At 72.1% G+C, this 14,522-nt stretch carries 14 protein-coding genes; 5 read left to right on the forward strand and 9 right to left on the reverse strand.

The features are described from left to right. Window positions 1-79 precede the first annotated feature (79 nt). From IR212_RS10425 to IR212_RS10435, 3 genes are all read left to right on the forward strand, one after another. Window positions 80-1,168: a sugar ABC transporter substrate-binding protein gene (locus IR212_RS10425; protein ID WP_194395859.1), complete on the forward strand. Its 1,089-nt coding sequence runs from the start codon at window positions 80-82 to the stop codon at window positions 1,166-1,168. 92 nt (window positions 1,169-1,260) lie between these two features. Next, window positions 1,261-2,070 (forward strand): ATP-binding cassette domain-containing protein, encoded by an 810-nt coding sequence (locus IR212_RS10430; protein WP_194395860.1) that lies wholly within the window; start codon window positions 1,261-1,263, stop codon window positions 2,068-2,070. Further along, window positions 2,067-3,335 carry a sugar ABC transporter permease gene (locus IR212_RS10435; protein WP_194395861.1) on the forward strand — a complete coding sequence of 423 codons (1,269 nt, stop codon included), beginning with the start codon at window positions 2,067-2,069 and terminating at the stop codon, window positions 3,333-3,335. The genes IR212_RS10430 and IR212_RS10435 overlap by 4 nt, the downstream gene beginning before the upstream one ends. Window positions 3,336-3,389: 54 nt before the next feature. On the opposite strand, the gene IR212_RS10440 is transcribed toward IR212_RS10435, so the two are convergent. From IR212_RS10440 to IR212_RS10465, 6 genes are all read right to left on the reverse strand, one after another. Continuing rightward, on the reverse strand, window positions 3,390-4,100 hold the full coding sequence (locus IR212_RS10440) for an NAD-dependent deacylase (RefSeq protein WP_228479265.1): 711 nt from the start codon (window positions 4,098-4,100) through the stop codon (window positions 3,390-3,392). Further along, window positions 4,097-4,717 carry an alpha/beta fold hydrolase gene (locus tag IR212_RS10445; RefSeq protein WP_194395863.1) on the reverse strand — a complete coding sequence of 207 codons (621 nt, stop codon included), beginning with the start codon at window positions 4,715-4,717 and terminating at the stop codon, window positions 4,097-4,099. Before IR212_RS10445 ends, IR212_RS10440 begins: the two co-directional genes overlap by 4 nt. 97 nt (window positions 4,718-4,814) lie before the next feature. Then, the gene (locus IR212_RS10450; protein WP_194395864.1) at window positions 4,815-6,341 is read right to left on the reverse strand and encodes an ATP-dependent DNA ligase; all 1,527 of its coding nucleotides are present in this window, start codon (window positions 6,339-6,341) and stop codon (window positions 4,815-4,817) included. Window positions 6,342-6,381: 40 nt separating this feature from the next. Beyond that, on the reverse strand, window positions 6,382-6,777 hold the full coding sequence (locus IR212_RS10455; protein WP_194395865.1) for a DoxX family protein: 396 nt from the start codon (window positions 6,775-6,777) through the stop codon (window positions 6,382-6,384). Next, a complete protein-coding gene (locus IR212_RS10460; RefSeq protein WP_194395866.1) occupies window positions 6,774-7,538 on the reverse strand; it encodes an LLM class flavin-dependent oxidoreductase in 765 nt (254 codons plus the stop codon). Before IR212_RS10460 ends, IR212_RS10455 begins: the two co-directional genes overlap by 4 nt. After that, complete coding sequence (locus tag IR212_RS10465; RefSeq protein WP_194395867.1) at window positions 7,535-8,410, reverse strand: LLM class flavin-dependent oxidoreductase; 876 nt, start codon at window positions 8,408-8,410, stop codon at window positions 7,535-7,537. Before IR212_RS10465 ends, IR212_RS10460 begins: the two co-directional genes overlap by 4 nt. A 130-nt stretch (window positions 8,411-8,540) precedes the next feature. Here IR212_RS10465 and IR212_RS10470 point away from each other — a divergent pair, with 130 nt between their 5' ends. Beyond that, window positions 8,541-9,260, forward strand: a complete 720-nt coding sequence (locus IR212_RS10470; RefSeq protein ID WP_194395868.1) for a DUF72 domain-containing protein — start codon at window positions 8,541-8,543, stop codon at window positions 9,258-9,260. A 56-nt stretch (window positions 9,261-9,316) separates the two neighbouring features. Here IR212_RS10470 and IR212_RS10475 read toward each other — a convergent pair whose 3' ends face one another. After that, window positions 9,317-11,941: an ATP-dependent Clp protease ATP-binding subunit gene (locus IR212_RS10475; protein WP_194395869.1), complete on the reverse strand. Its 2,625-nt coding sequence runs from the start codon at window positions 11,939-11,941 to the stop codon at window positions 9,317-9,319. A 203-nt stretch (window positions 11,942-12,144) separates the two neighbouring features. Then, complete coding sequence (locus IR212_RS10480; RefSeq protein WP_228479266.1) at window positions 12,145-12,582, reverse strand: MarR family winged helix-turn-helix transcriptional regulator; 438 nt, start codon at window positions 12,580-12,582, stop codon at window positions 12,145-12,147. Window positions 12,583-12,674: 92 nt separating this feature from the next. Here IR212_RS10480 and IR212_RS10485 point away from each other — a divergent pair, with 92 nt between their 5' ends. Next, window positions 12,675-13,784, forward strand: coding sequence for a class I SAM-dependent methyltransferase (locus IR212_RS10485; protein WP_194395871.1), 1,110 nt, complete (start codon window positions 12,675-12,677; stop codon window positions 13,782-13,784). Window position 13,785: 1 nt separating this feature from the next. Here the strand turns inward: IR212_RS10485 and IR212_RS10490 are convergent, their stop codons facing one another. After that, window positions 13,786-14,448 carry a collagen-like protein gene (locus IR212_RS10490; RefSeq protein ID WP_194395872.1) on the reverse strand — a complete coding sequence of 221 codons (663 nt, stop codon included), beginning with the start codon at window positions 14,446-14,448 and terminating at the stop codon, window positions 13,786-13,788. Window positions 14,449-14,522: the final 74 nt, after the last annotated feature.

Consider the following 14,522-nt stretch of genomic DNA (forward strand, 5'->3'; position numbering starts at 1 on the left):
TCGCCATGATCGCTATCAGCGCGAACGCCACGGCACTCCAGCCCGGGGCTTCGCCCGCTTCAATGACGAAAGGCGAAAGATGAAGAAGTCTTCACTGCTGGCCGTGGCCGCCCTCACCGGCGCCGCCGCGGTCGTGCTGTCCGGCTGTGCCGGCGGCAACGGCGGCACCGGGGATGGCGGAGACACCGGTGACGGCGGCGGCGACGCCGCGGGCCGTGCCTGTGTGATCCTTCCCGACGCGGCGTCCTCCCCCCGCTGGGAGAACTTCGACCGCAAGTACCTCCAGGAAGGTCTGGAGGGCGCCGGCTTCGAGGTCGACATCCAGAACGCGCAGGGCGACGTCAACAAGTACTCGACGATCGCCGACCAGCAGCTCACGCAGGGCTGCGGCGTGATGCTCCTCGTCGACTACCAGGGAGCCGCCGAAGCCGTGGCCGCCAAGGCGAAGGGCGAGGGAATCCCGGTCATCGCCTACGATCGCCCGTTCGAGGGTGCCGACTACTACGTGTCGTTCGACAATGAGGAAGTCGGCCGGCTGCAGGGCCAGACGGTCCTCGACGGCCTCGAGGCGAAGGGTGTCGCGCCGGCTGACGCGACCGTCGTGTACATGGGCGGCGACCCCACCGACGGCAACGCCAAGATGTTCAAGGACGGCGCCGTCGAGGTGATGGAGGCCGCCGGCATCACCCCGGCGGCGGAGCCTCCGGGGGTGTGGGACCAGGCGAAGTCGCAGACGAACTTCGAGCAGGCGCTCACCTCGCTGGGCGGACAGGTCGACGGCGTCTGGGTCGCCAACGACACCAACGCCGCGGGCGTCATCAAGGTGCTGCAGGACAACAACCTGCAGGGTGTCGCGGTGTCGGGCCAGGACGCGAACGTCGCGGGCCTGCAGAACATCCTCCTCGGCTGGCAGACCGCAACGGTCTACAAGCCGGTGAAGGACGAGGCCGACGCCGCGGTCGAGACCGCGGTGGCGCTCCTCAACGGCGAAGAGGTCTCGACCGAGGCCGAGCTCGATGACGGCACGCCCTACATCCAGGTCACCCCGGTCCTGGTGGGTCCGGAGGAGGTCAAGGACGTCATCGCGGCCGGCGACGCCGAGTACGACGACGTCTGCACCCCGGACGTGATGGCGGCCTGCGAGCAGTACGGAGTCACCGCCCAGTAGTCGGCGGGCCTGCGCGCTCAGCCGCAGGGGGCGTCGCGCCGCTCGGCGCGACGCCCCCTCTCGCCGCAAACCGTCATCGCAAGGAAGCGAGCATGTCAGACACACTCACCGCCACCGAGCCGATCATCAAGCTGGTCGGCGTCAAGAAATCCTTCGGTCCCGTCAGCGTCCTCAAGGGCGTCGACCTCGAAGTCCACCCCGGCAAGGTCACGGCGCTCGTCGGCGACAACGGCGCCGGCAAGTCCACGCTCATCAAGGGCCTTGCGGGCGTGCAGCCGTACGACGAGGGCGAGGTCCTCATCGACGGCCGGCACCGCGATCTGCACGCGCCCCGGGATGCCTCCAATCTCGGCATCGAGGTCGTGTACCAGGACCTCGCACTGTGCGACAACCTCGACATCGTGCAGAACATGTTCCTCGGCCGCGAGGAGCTGTCGTTCGGCACGTTCGACGAGGGCCGCATGGAGAAGGAGGCATCCGACACCCTGCGCTCGCTGTCAGTGCGCACCGTGAAGTCCGTGCGCCAGAAGGTGTCGAGCCTTTCCGGCGGTCAGCGCCAGACCGTCGCCATCGCGCGCGCCGTGCTCAAGAAGGCCCGGGTCGTCATCCTCGACGAGCCGACCGCTGCCCTCGGCGTCGCGCAGACGGAGCAGGTGCTGAATCTGGTCACGCGTCTGTCCGAGCAGGGCGTCGCCGTGATCCTCATCAGCCACAACCTCGCCGACGTCTTCCAGGTCGCCGACGACATCGCGGTGCTGTACCTCGGGCAGATGGTGGCGCAGATACCGACCTCCGAGACCACGCGCGACGACGTCGTCGGCTACATCACCGGCACGAAGGCACCCCAGGGCGTCACGATCCTCGACACCTCGACCGTCCGCACCGAAGGAGGCGTGGCATGACCGCGAACGTGACCCGGACCGAGGCGGCGCCCGATCCCCTCGCGAGCGATCTCATCGGCAGCGGGGTCGAGGGCGGCGTCGGCGACCAGGTGCGCGCCTGGTGGCAGCGCGTGCGCGGCGGCGACATGGGCGCCCTCCCGGCCATCGGCGGGCTGGTCGTCCTGTTCATCCTCTTCTCGGCCCTCAGCCCCTTCTTCCTGACCGAGCGCAACTTCGCCAACCTGCTGAACCAGGCGGCGACGCTCGTCGTCCTCGGCATGGCGCTGGTGTTCGTGCTGCTGCTCGGCGAGATCGATCTGTCGGCCGGCGTCACCGGCGGCGTCGGCATGGCGCTGTTCGTCGTGCTGGCTTCGCAGGGCGTCCCGTGGCCGCTCGCGCTGCTGATCGGGTTCGGCTTCGGCTTCCTCACCGGCGCGCTGATAGGTTTCTTCGTCGCCCGGGTCGGCATCCCGTCCTTCGTCGTGACGCTGGGCCTGTTCCTCGGATTCCAGGGGCTGGCACTGGTGATCATCGGCCCGGGAGGACTCTTCCGGCTGCAGGTGCCCGAACTGATCGCGCTGCAGAACGGCAACCTGCCGGTGTGGGGCGGCTGGGCGATGCTGGCGATCATGCTGCTCATCTCGGCCGGCACGTCGTTCTGGGACCGCGCACGCCGCACCCGCGCCGGCGTGCCCAACCGCACACTGTCGCTGGTGTGGGTCAAGCTCGCCACGATCGCCGTCATCGGAGGCATCGTCGTGTTCGTGCTCAACCAGAACCGGGGGCAGTCGGTGGTGGAGGTCGCCGGCGTCCCGATCGTCGTGCCGGTGGTGCTCGCCATCCTCTGGATCGGCACCTTCCTCCTGGACCGCACGAAGTTCGGCCGCTACATCTATGCGATCGGCGGAAACGCCGAGGCGGCGCGCCGCTCGGGCGTGAAGGTGCGGTGGATCAAGTGGTGGGCCTTCGTCATCTGCTCGAGCCTCGCCGTGTTCTCGGCGCTGCTCAGCGTGGCGCGCGTCGGCTCGGTGGATGCGACGGTCGGCCGCGACATCGTCCTCTCCGGCGTCGCGGCAGCGGTCGTCGGCGGCGTCAGCCTGTTCGGCGGCAAGGGGCGTCTCATGCACGCCGCGATCGGCGCGCTGGTGATCGCGACCATCACCAACGGCCTGGGCCTGCTCAACCTGCCGGCGGGCGTGAACCTGCTCGTCACCGGCGGCGTGCTGATCCTCGCCGCCACCGTCGACGCGCTCTCGCGCCTGCGCTCGGGCGGGACGAGAACGTAGCGAGTCGTCATCGCGAGGGTGCCGGGCGGTCCAGCCGTCCGGCACCTTCGCGTGTCAGCGCCCCGCGCTCAGGCCGGCCCCGATGATCTCCTCCACCCACTGCGGCACCAGCTCGCTCGCCAGGCCGGTCCGGGCATCGTCGAACGGGATGAGCGCGTCGCTCGGCTCGAGGTTCAGCTCGACGGTGCGCGCGCCGAACGCCGAGGCCAGCGCGGCGTAGCCCGCCGCCGGGTACACCGCCCCCGAAGTGCCGATCGAGACGAACACGTCGCAGGCCACCACGGACTGCTCGATGCGATCCAGCTCGTACGGCATCTCGCCGAACCACACCACGTCGGGCCGCAGCATCCGCTCGCCGCACGCCGGGCACGCGGGCCGGTCGATGAGGTCGCCCTTCCACGCCGGGCGGGCACCGCACGCGACGCACAGCGCGCGGCGGAGCTCGCCGTGCATGTGCACGAGGCGGCGACTGCCGGCGCGCTCGTGCAGGTCGTCGACGTTCTGCGTCACGACCAGCAGGTCCGCTCCGATCGCCTTCTCGAGCCGGGCGAGCGCGCGGTGCGCGGCGTGGGGGACGACGGATGCGAGCGCCCGTCGCCTTTCGTCGTAGAAGGCGAGCACGGTGTCGGGGTCGCGCTCGAACGCCTCGGGAGTCGCGACGTCCTCGACATCGTGGCCCTCCCACAGGCCGTCGGCATCACGGAACGTGGGCACGCCGCTCTCGGCGGAGATGCCGGCGCCGGTGAGCACCACGATGCGGGTCACCGGATGCTCCCGGGTGCGACGTGCGAGAGCACGCGCTCCCATACGTCCGCCAGGATGAGCCGCGACTGGGGGTCGGACGTCTCGGGCACCAGCTCGACCCGCGCCGCCGCGAGGTGCTCGCGGTACCAGCGGGCGGCGGCGGCTGCGGCATCCGGATCATCCCGTCCGTTGAGGATCAGCGTCCGGGCGGTCACGCGGGCGAGGAGCTCGGCGACCTCGCTGCCCTCGAGCGCGGAATCGGGTCGCGGCACGGCGACGAGCGCGAGGCGGTCGACCACGTCCCCGAGGTGCGCGGCGACGAGGATCGCGAGGTCTCCGGCGTCACCGACGCCGACGAGGCCGACGGAGCGGTCATGGCGCTCCTGCGCGACGAACCGCGCGAGCGTGGCGGCGGTCATCTCTGCCGCGGTCGCCCCGCGATACGCGGCCGGATCGTCGATGTCGTCGACCGTGAGGCCCACCGCCACGATGCGCGCGTCCCGCCGTGCGGTGACGTCGGGCCGCGGGTCGGACAGCGTGGAGATGCCCGCTCGGAGGAGGAAGACGGTGCGCTGCGCGCCCGGCGCGCCGAAGCTGCGGTGCTCGTACGATGCGCTGGGCGCGGGTCCCTTGGTCATGTCGGCATCCTACGAGCGCGCAGCTGGGGAGGATGCGGCACGGAGGTCGGACCGCACCGGCACGGCGTCGCACGGAGTGAGGCGATGAGCCCGCGCCTCACCCGCGCAGGAGTGCCCGCAGCGCATGGATCGTGTCGGCGTCCTGGGGGCGCTTGTCGGCCCGGTAGCCCTTCACGCGCGCGAAGCGGAGGGCCACGCCGCCCGGGTACCGCGGCGAGCGCTGTACGCCGTCGATCGCGATCTCGACGACGGTCTCGGGCCGCACGTGCACCGCGGAGGCGGTGCGGTGCGTCTGGATGGTCGGGAAGAACTCGGTCTGCCATCGCAGCGTCGCGTCGGTGAGGCCTTTGAAGGTCTTCCCCACCATCACGAACCCGCCACGTTCACCGAAGGCGCCGTCGGGGTCGAGAGCCCCCAGGTGCAGGTTCGACAGCTGTCCGGTTCGGCGTCCCGAGCCCCACTCGACGGCGAGCACCACCAAGTCGTAGGTCAGCACCGGCTTCACCTTCAGCCAGCTCTTGCCGCGTCGCCCCGCGGCGTAGACCGCGTCGACGCCCTTGACCATCACGCCCTCGTGCCCGGCGGCGAGCGCCTCGCGCGAGAACTCCTCGGCGCGGACCGGATCGTCGGTGACGATGCCGGGCATGCGCGCGTCGCCTGCGACGCGGTCGAGGAGGTCGAGGCGCGTGGTGAGCGGCTCGTCGATGAGATCGCGTCCGTCGAGATGGAGGATGTCGAAGAACCACGGCCGCAGCGCCACCTCGGGGGCCGTCTCGGACCCGAATCGCGCCATCGTGTCTTGGAAGGGACGCGGAGCGCCGTCCTCGTCGAGGGAGAGCGTCTCGCCGTCGAGGATCACCCGTCGGGCCGGCAGGCCCCGCGCCGCCTCGACGATCTCGGGCACCCGGTGCGTGATGTCGGCGAGGCTGCGGGTGAACACGCGCACCTCGTCGCCGTCGCGGTGCACCTGGATGCGCGCGCCGTCGAGCTTGTACTCGACCGATGCCGCTCCCCCGAGCGTCGCGAGCGCCTCGGTGGTGGAGGACGCGGTCGAGGCGAGCATCGGGAGCACGCCTCGGCCCACCTCGAGTCCGACGGCGGCGAGCTCGTCGCCGGTGCCGGTGAGCGCGATGAGCGCGGTCGTGCCCAGGTCGCCCGACAGCATCGCGGCGCGGCGGACGGTCGGGGCCTCACGACCGGACGCCTTCGCGACGGCGTCGAGGAGCACCCCCTCCAGCGCGCCGGTGCGCAGCTCGCCCAGCATCACGCGCGCGAGGAAGTCCCACTCCTCCGCGGTCGCGGCACCGGCCAGCGCGGTGAGGATCGCCGAGCGCGTCGCCACGGAACCGGCGCCGTCGGCGCCCGCGAGGCGATCGAGCGCCTCGTCCACGTCGCGGATGGACAGCGTCGGCTCGGCGGCATGCGCGGCCGTCAGGTTCGACAGGCTCCGCCACCCGACCCCGAGGCGTCCCTGCCGCGGGCTCGCGGTCAGGAACCCGATCGCCGGGCCGATCTCGTCAGGTTCGAGCACACGCAGCGCGTCGGCGAGCGCGGCGACCTTGGCCAGGCGGGACGACGTCGAGGCCACGGCATCCGTCACCGTCACGAGCTCGTGGAGCAGCATGCCCGCATTCTCGCATCCGGCCCCGACACCGCCGTCGCGCTCAGCCGCCGCGCCCGCCGCCGGTGCTCCACAGCGCCCACGCGACGAGCGCCGGCTGGAGCAGCAGCCGCACGAAGCGTGCGCGATCGGTGCGCAGCAACGGTGCCGGGCGACCTGTCCGCCACTGATGGACGTTCCCAGGGAAGACCGCGACGAAGAACGCGGCCACTGCCCAGCCGATGCGCCGCCGCTCCCGGGGAAACGCGACGAGCGCACCTCCGAGCATCAGCTCGACCACGCCCGATCCGACGACGATCGTGTCCTCATCGGTTCCGAGCAGGCGGGGCGCCCAATCCGGGACCACGACGCGGTAGCCGCGGCGGCCCCACGTCAGGTGCGACGCGCCGGCCGCCACGAGCAGCGCGGCGAGCGCCCAGCGGGCGACGACCCGCGTCACGCGACGGCCTCGGCGACGGCGTCAATGAAGCGGAGGTGCTCGTCGGCGCTTCCCGAGGGCGTGATCGCGCGCAGGACCACTTCGTCGACGGCCTCGCGGTACGCGGCGATCCGGTCGCGCAGCTCGCCCGGACGGATCACGGTGTCACGGGCGTCCACCCCGAGTCTCGAGAAGTTCGCGGCGTACGCCGGGTACGTGGCGTAGCGCCGCGCCTCCTCGTCGAGAACCGACGTCGCGGCGGCGTCGGTCGCCGTACGCACATACAGCGCCACGTGCGCCGTGACTTCCAGCCGGTGGGCGTCGCGGGCCTGCGCCGCCGCGATCTCGGGGGTCAGCCAGCTGAGGAGGACGCCGTCGGATGCCGTCGCTCCGGCACGCCGCATCCTCGGGCCGAGCGCGCCGACCACGACGCGCGCCGGAGTGCGCTCGCGCAGCGCGGCGGAGGCATCCGTCACGCGCTTCACCGCGCCGGTGCGCAGCTGACCCGACCCGATGCCCAGCGTCAGGCGATCGGCCGGGAGTGCGACCGCCCCGGCGAGGATCTCGCCGGGCGAACGGCGGTCCACCGGCAGCACGCCCGTGGCAAGGCCCAGGCCGCCGGTGACCCCGGCCGCGGCTTCGAGCACCCTCAGCGCGTCGTGCCCCGGCGTGTCGTTGACCCACAGCGCGTGGAACCCTGCCGCCTCGGCGGCCGGTGCGAGACGAGCGGCGAGCCCGGCGCCGCCAGCCGCAGCTATTCCGAGCGAGAGCGCGCCGGTCATCGCGTGGCACTCGCGACGCGTCGGGCCACCTCGCCGGCTTCTCGGTAGAACTCGCCGATGTCGCCCCGCGAGGCGGGCAGCAGCACCACGTCATCGACCCCGGCGTCGAAGAACCGTTCCGCGCCCGCGGCGACCTGGGCCGCGTCGCCCCACAGCGCGCGCAGTGCGGGGTCGGGCTTGTCGCCGACGTCGGCGACGGCGCGCGCCTCGGCGTCGGCGCCGAACGCCGTGACGACGTACGCGACGACATCGTGCCCGCCCTCGCGGCCCGCGCCCGCGCGCCCCTCGCGGATGGCGGTCGTGGCGACGGCGTACTCCGCGGCGGTGTGCCCGCTGTCGAGCACGGTGCCGTCGGCGACCTCACCGCTCAGGCGCAGCGTCTTCGGCCCTTCGGCGGCGGCGTAGACGAGAGGCGGCGTCTGCGGCGGATAGTCCAGGCTCACGGCGTCGAGTGTGACGTACCGTCCGTCGACCTCGACCTGCTCCCCGGCGAGGAGGCCCCGCAGTGCGGGGACGTACTCGCGCATCAGCGTGAGCGGCGACGCGACGCGTGCCCCGACCTGCCCCATCCAGTCGAGCACCCCGTGGCCGACTCCCGGCAGCAGCCGCCCGGGGAACAGCCGCTCGATCGTCGCGATCTCCATCGCCGTGGCGGCCACGTTGCGCAGCGGCATCGGCGCGATGCCGATCCCGATGCGCACGGCCTCGGTCCACGCGAGGGCGGCGCCGACCGTCGCGAACGCCGACTGCCGGAAGCAGTCCTCCCACACCCACAGCTCGGGCAGGCCCGCCTCCTCGGCGGCCAGCACGGCGCCGCGGAACTCGTCGGGGCTGTGGGTGTACGGGTTGAAGATCGCGCCGATGCGGGGCATCCCCCCACTCTGGCAGGCGCCGCCGACACTGCGCGAGCATCGGGCGGCGCCGGGTCGCGGCGCATACCGACAACGGCGCCGGTCCGCAACCCCGCTCCCAGGGCCGCCGCATCCTGCGCATGCTGAGCCCATGGCACGGATCGGGACATCGGGCTGGGTCTACCCCCACTGGCGCGGCGTGCTGTACCACGGCGACCAGCGGGGGTGGCTGGACCGGTACGCGGCCGAATTCGACGTCGTCGAGCTCAACGGCAGCTTCTACCGCTGGCCCACGGATGCGCGTTTCGCGGCCTGGCGCGACCGTCTGCCGGACGGCTTCGAGATGGCGGTCAAGGCTCCGCGCGGCCTCACGCACGCCCGGCGGCTGCTGGAGCCCGAAGTGTGGATCGGACGTGTCGAACGAGGCCTCCATGCCCTCGCCGGCAGGCGCGGTCCGCTGCTGGTCCAGCTGCACCCCGCCATGGAGCGCGACGACGCGCGGCTGGACTACTTCCTCTCCGCGCTTCCTGCCTGGACGCGGCCCGTGGTGGAGTTCCGCCACGACTCCTGGGTGGACGACGCCGTGTTCGGCATCCTCCAACGACACGGTGCCGCCTACTGCGTGATGAGCGGCGCGCACCTGCCGTGCGTCCTGCGCGCCACCGCACCCCTCGTGTACGTGCGCCTGCACGGCCCCGACCACGAGCACCTCTACCGCGGCTCGTACTCCGACGACGACCTCGCGTGGTGGGCGGAGAGGATCCGCGAATGGGAGGACGCCGGTCACGAGGTGCAGGCGTACTTCAACAACGACGGCGAGGGCCATGCGGTGCGCAACGCGAGAACCCTGAAGAGGATGCTGCAGACCTGAGTCGACGAGGGGCGCCGTGCCCGACGGCACGGCGCCCCTCGTGCGGCGCGGTCAGCTCACGCGGCGGCTGCGAGCGGGGAGCCCGCGACCACCGACAGCGCGCCGGCTGCGGCATCCACCGTCACCGTCCCGCCGTCGTCGAGCGCCCCCGTGACGAACAGGTCGGCGATGCGGTCGTCCACCTCGCGCTGGATGAGGCGGCGCAGCGGCCGCGCGCCGTACTCGGGCTCGTACCCGTTGTCGGCGAGCCAGGCGACGGCGCCGTCGGTGACGACGAGGTTCACCTCGTGCCGGGCGAGGCGGGCGTCGGATGCCGCGAGGAGCAGCCGCACGATGCTCTGCAGCTGCGGCTTCTCGAGCTTGCGGAACAGCACGATCTCATCGATGCGGTTGAGGAACTCCGGCCGCATCGCCTCGCGGAGCTTGGCGAACACGCGGTCGCGCAGGTCCTTCTCCGAGCCGAAGCCGGTCGCACCGCCGCCGTCGGCGAGGAAGCCGATGGCGCCGCCGCGCGAGGCCAGGAACTCCGAGCCGAGGTTGGAGGTCATCACGACGACCGTGTTGCGGAAGTCCACCGTGCGACCCTGGCCGTCGGTGAGGCGACCGTCGTCGAGCACCTGCAGCAGCAGGTTGAACACGTCGGGATGCGCCTTCTCGATCTCGTCGAACAGCACGATCGAGTACGGGTTGCGCCGCACGCGCTCCGTGAGCTGGCCGGCCTCGTCGTACCCGACGTAGCCGGGAGGGGCGCCGACGAGGCGCGACACCGTGTGCCGCTCCCCGAACTCGCTCATGTCGAAGCGGATCACCGCTTGCTCATCGTCGAACAGGCTCGCGGCCAGCGCCTTGGCGAGCTCCGTCTTGCCCACGCCCGTCGGGCCGAGGAACAGGAACGATCCGACCGGCCGTCGCGGGTCTCCCATACCGGTGCGGTTGCGGCGAACGGCCTTGGCGACGGCGGTGACCGCGTCGTCCTGACCGATCACGCGATCGTGCAGCTCGTCCTCGAGGGCGGCCAGGCGCTCGCGCTCGGTCTCGGTCAGACGGTTCACCGGGATGCCGGTGGCCCTGCTGATCACCGCTGCGATCTGTGCCTCATCGACGACGGGGGGCTCGCTGGTCGCGAGGCCCCGAGACCGAGCGTTCACGCCGAGACCGGGGACCTCGCCCTCGGTCTCGCGCGAAACGGCCTGGTTCGGTGCCGTCGCGCGCTCGAGGCGCTCCTGCACCTCGGCGATCTGATCGCGGATCCGGGATGCCTCCTCGTAGCGCTCCGCCGAGACCGCGGCGTTCTTGTCGGCCTCCAGGGCGGCGAGGCGCTCGAGGAGTTCCGACACGTCGATCTGCGCGCCGAGCCGCAGACGCAGCCGCGCGCCGGCTTGGTCGATGAGGTCGATCGCCTTGTCGGGCAGCACGCGCTCGGTGAGGTAGCGGTCGCTGAGCTCGACGGCGGCGCGGAGCGCCTCGTCGGTGTAGACGATGCCGTGGTGCTCCTCGTACGCCGGCTTCAGGCCGTGCAGGATCAGCACGGCATCCTCGATCGAGGGCTCCCCCACGCGCACCGGCTGGAAACGGCGCTCGAGCGCCGGGTCTTTCTCGATGACCCGGTACTCCTTCAGCGTCGTCGCGCCCACGAGGTGCAGCTCGCCGCGCGCGAGCCTCGGCTTGAGGATGTTGCCCGCGTCCATGCCGCCGTCACCGGCTCCGCCGGCGCCGACCACGGTGTGGACCTCGTCGATGACGACGATCAGCTCGCCCTGGTGGGCGGCGATCTCGTCCATGGTCCTGGTCAGCCGCTCCTCGAAGTCGCCGCGGTAGCGCGTGCCGGCGAGCATCGCCGGGAGATCGAGTGCGATGACGCGCTTTCCGAGCAGCTGCTCGGGCACGTCCCCGGCGACGATCGCCTGGGCCAGGCCCTCCACGATCGCCGTCTTGCCGACGCCCGCCTCACCGACCAGCACCGGGTTGTTCTTGGTGCGGCGGCTGAGGATCTCGATGGTCTGCTCGATCTCGTCGGCGCGACCGATCACGGGGTCGAGCTCGCCGTCCACCGCGCGAGCGGTGAGGTCGGTGCCGTACGTGTCGAGCATCGGGGTGCCGGATGCCGCGGCATCCGTCTCCTGATCCGTGGTGGGCGCCGCGCCGGGCGTCACCGTCTCGCGGGCGCCCTGGGTGAGCGCCTCCGCCGTCACACCGGCCCGCGCCAGCACCTGTCCCGCGGGGGTGTCGTGGGCGAGCACGAGCGCGAAGAACAGGTGCTCGGGATCGACGTAGGTGGAGCCGGACGAGCGCGCGACCTGGAAGGCGTGGAAGAGCGCACGCTGCACCGACGAGGTCACCACCGCACCGTCCACGTCCGCCGCGGCGGTCGCGGCGGGAAGTCGCTCCTCCGTGGCGCGCACGATCGCGTCGGCGTCCGCGCCGATGCGGCGGACGGCGTCGCGCGCGGGAGCCTCGGCGACGAGGACGCGCAGCACGTGGAGCGCATCGAGCTCATGCTGACCGCGGGCGAGCGCGAACCTCCCGGCGCGCTGGAGCAGTTCCTGCGTGCGGGCGCCGAGGTACCGGCTGAGGTCGATCGAGCGCTCGGCACGCGCGCGCTCCCCCGCGAGGTAGCGCGCCAGGAACTCGTCGAACGAGCTTCCGTCGTCGCCGGCCTGTGGGGTGAAGTCTTCGGGCATTCCGTCTCCTGAACTTGAGCGAAGCGGCATCAAGTTTCGAACTTGATATGCGCAATGTCAAGTTCAACGCGCAGGCCCGGTCTCTATTCCCCGGTGCGCAACGGGTCCGCGGGCGCTCAGCTCCGCCCGCCGGGCGGACCGAGGATCAGCGGCACCCGAGGAGCACGACCACCGCGATCGCGATGAGCGCCGCTGAATGTTCTTCAGCGTTCCTGAAGGTTGGACGCCGGGTCCGCGGCGTGCGGCTCGGAATGCAGCCCGCGCAGCGCGGAAACAAGCGCGGGTGCCTCGTCCGCGAGACCTGCATCCAGGGCCGCCAGGCGCTCCTCCGCGGCTCGCAGCACGCGTGCGCCGCTCTCGGTGACGCGCAGATCGGAGGCGGCGCCGGCGTGGGCGGTGGCATCGGCGACCAGGCCGGCGTCGACGAGCGTCTGCAACGCGGTGTGCGCGGACTGCACCGTGATGTGCGAGCGGCGGGCGAGCTCGCTGAACGAGATCCCCGGCGTCACGTCGATGTGCGCGAGCAGCCCGTACTTCCTGGTGGTGAGCCCCAGGTCGCGCAGCTGCGAGCCGAGGTGATGGTCCCAGACGCCCGCCACCGTCAGCAGGGCGATGACGGGGCTGAACGGGCGCTCGGGCACGTGTTGAATGCTAGTCCGCGACGCCGCCCGACCGCCGCTCATCCCAGGCCGGGCGGCGGATCCGCTCGACGAGCGACCGCTACCGTGGGACCGTGACGTTCTCGCTCGACGGCCTGCGACGCTGGCCCGACGTCGAGGCGCCCGATCTCGTGGCCGCGGATGCCGCAGACCGGCTGATCCTCGACGAGTCCGCCGCCGCCCGCCGCCGGGCGGCAGACGGCGAGATCGTCGTCATCGGCGACGGCTACGGCGCTCTCACGCTCGGCGCGGTCGACCAGGGCGGGCGTGGCATCCGTGTCCATCAGGATCCCCTCACCGGAGAGCTGGCTCTCGCCGCCAACGCCGCGCGATGGGGGTGGACGGACGCGTTCACGTCTCTCCCGCTGGAGCCGCGCCTCGTGCGCGGTGCGCGGGTGGTGCTGCTGCGCCTGCCGCGCTCGCTCGACGCCCTGCGCGACATCGCCGGTCTCATCGCGGCGTACGCCGCACCCGATGTAGGGGTCTTCGCGGGTGGGCGCGTGAAGCACATGACGCTCGCGATGAACGACGTCCTGCGCGAGCGGTTCGGCCGGCTCGACGTCAGTCGGGCACGCCAGAAGTCCCGGGTGCTCGCGGCGCGCGAGCCGAGGGCCGGCGGGCTCCCGCAGCCGCGCGTGGAGGTGCACGACGACCTCGTCGTCTGCGCCTTCGGCGGCGTCTTCGCCGGCGCCTCGATCGACATCGGCACCCGGCTCCTCCTCGCGCACCTTCCGCGCGTGGAAGCGAGCCTCCTCGAGGCCATCGACTTCGCCTGCGGCACCGGTGTCGTGGCAGCGACCCTCGCCCGGAGGAACCCGGGACTGCGCGTCATCGCCACCGACCAGTCGGCGGTCGCGGTGGCGTCCGCCGCCGCCACGGCGGCGGCCAACGGCGTCGCCGAGCGGGTCGCGGTGGTCCGCGACGACATGCTCCGCTCACGCCCGGACCGGAGTGCGACGTTCATCGCACTGAACCCGCCCTTCCACTCCGGGTCCGCCGTGCACGAGGGCATCGCCCCGGCGATGTTCGCGGAGGCGGCGCGCGTCCTCCAACCGGGCGGGGAGCTGTGGGCGGTCTGGAACTCCGGCCTGCGCTACCGTCCGGCCCTTGAGCGCATCGTCGGCGCGACGGCGCAGGTCGCACGGAACAGCAAGTTCACCGTCACCGCGTCGACCAGGCGCTGAGCTACCCCTCTTCCGATGCCTGGGGAGCCGGCGTCGGTCCGAACAGCACCCACGCGCCCGCCGTGCACTGGTAGAACTGCACCGTCGCGGTGTCGATGAAGACGTCGCCGTCCGTCGTGCAGGTGTCGGGCTCCGGCTCCGATGTGCCCAGCAGCACCTGGGTTCCGGGCTCGCCGGGAGCCCCTTGCTCGCCCTGGGCTCCCTGCTCGCCCTGGGCTCCCTGCTCCCCCTGCGCGCCCTGCTCGCCCTGAGCGCCCTGCTCGCCCTGAGGCCCCTGGGCGCCGGTGAGGTTCTCCGCCGCTTCGGCGCGCAGGTTCGCCACCAGCGTCCAGTCCTCCTGAAAGAGGTAGAGGTCGGAGGTGAGGATGTCGATGTACACATCCCCCTCATACCCCTTCCCCGGCTCCGGGGCTCCGGATCCTGCACGGACCGCCGACCCCGCAGGCAGAATGTCGGCGATCACCTCCTCGTAATCGGGGGTGACTGCCGTCGCGGTCGTGGTGGGCGTGGGCGCGGGCGCCGCGGTGTCGACCGATCTCGCAAGCCACGACCCCAGGAAGGCGGCGAAGAACGACAGCAGCACGAACGCCAAGCCGAACCAGATCAGCGTGGTGCGGGTGACCGGCGCGGCGGTCGTCGCGGCGCCCTTCGACTCCGAGTGCATCTCCGGCCCGCTCCCCTTCCACCGCGTGGGACTTCGCCCCGTCGCTCCCCCAGTCGACGTCGCTGTGACCACTG

Origin of the sequence: Microbacterium atlanticum, assembly GCF_015277815.1 — a bacterium.
Classification (GTDB): domain Bacteria; phylum Actinomycetota; class Actinomycetes; order Actinomycetales; family Microbacteriaceae; genus Microbacterium; species Microbacterium atlanticum.

Coding starts and splice junctions, on each gene's coding strand:
- IR212_RS10450 (WP_194395864.1), bottom strand. CDS start 6,341: ATGCTGCTCCACGAGCTCGTGACGGTGACGGATGCCGTGGCCTCGACG.
- IR212_RS10490 (WP_194395872.1), bottom strand. CDS start 14,448: ATGCACTCGGAGTCGAAGGGCGCCGCGACGACCGCCGCGCCGGTCACC.
- IR212_RS10430 (WP_194395860.1), top strand. CDS start 1,261: ATGTCAGACACACTCACCGCCACCGAGCCGATCATCAAGCTGGTCGGC.
- IR212_RS10470 (WP_194395868.1), top strand. CDS start 8,541: ATGGCACGGATCGGGACATCGGGCTGGGTCTACCCCCACTGGCGCGGC.
- IR212_RS10435 (WP_194395861.1), top strand. CDS start 2,067: ATGACCGCGAACGTGACCCGGACCGAGGCGGCGCCCGATCCCCTCGCG.
- IR212_RS10460 (WP_194395866.1), bottom strand. CDS start 7,538: ATGACCGGCGCGCTCTCGCTCGGAATAGCTGCGGCTGGCGGCGCCGGG.
- IR212_RS10475 (WP_194395869.1), bottom strand. CDS start 11,941: ATGCCCGAAGACTTCACCCCACAGGCCGGCGACGACGGAAGCTCGTTC.
- IR212_RS10425 (WP_194395859.1), top strand. CDS start 80: ATGAAGAAGTCTTCACTGCTGGCCGTGGCCGCCCTCACCGGCGCCGCC.
- IR212_RS10445 (WP_194395863.1), bottom strand. CDS start 4,717: ATGACCAAGGGACCCGCGCCCAGCGCATCGTACGAGCACCGCAGCTTC.
- IR212_RS10465 (WP_194395867.1), bottom strand. CDS start 8,410: ATGCCCCGCATCGGCGCGATCTTCAACCCGTACACCCACAGCCCCGAC.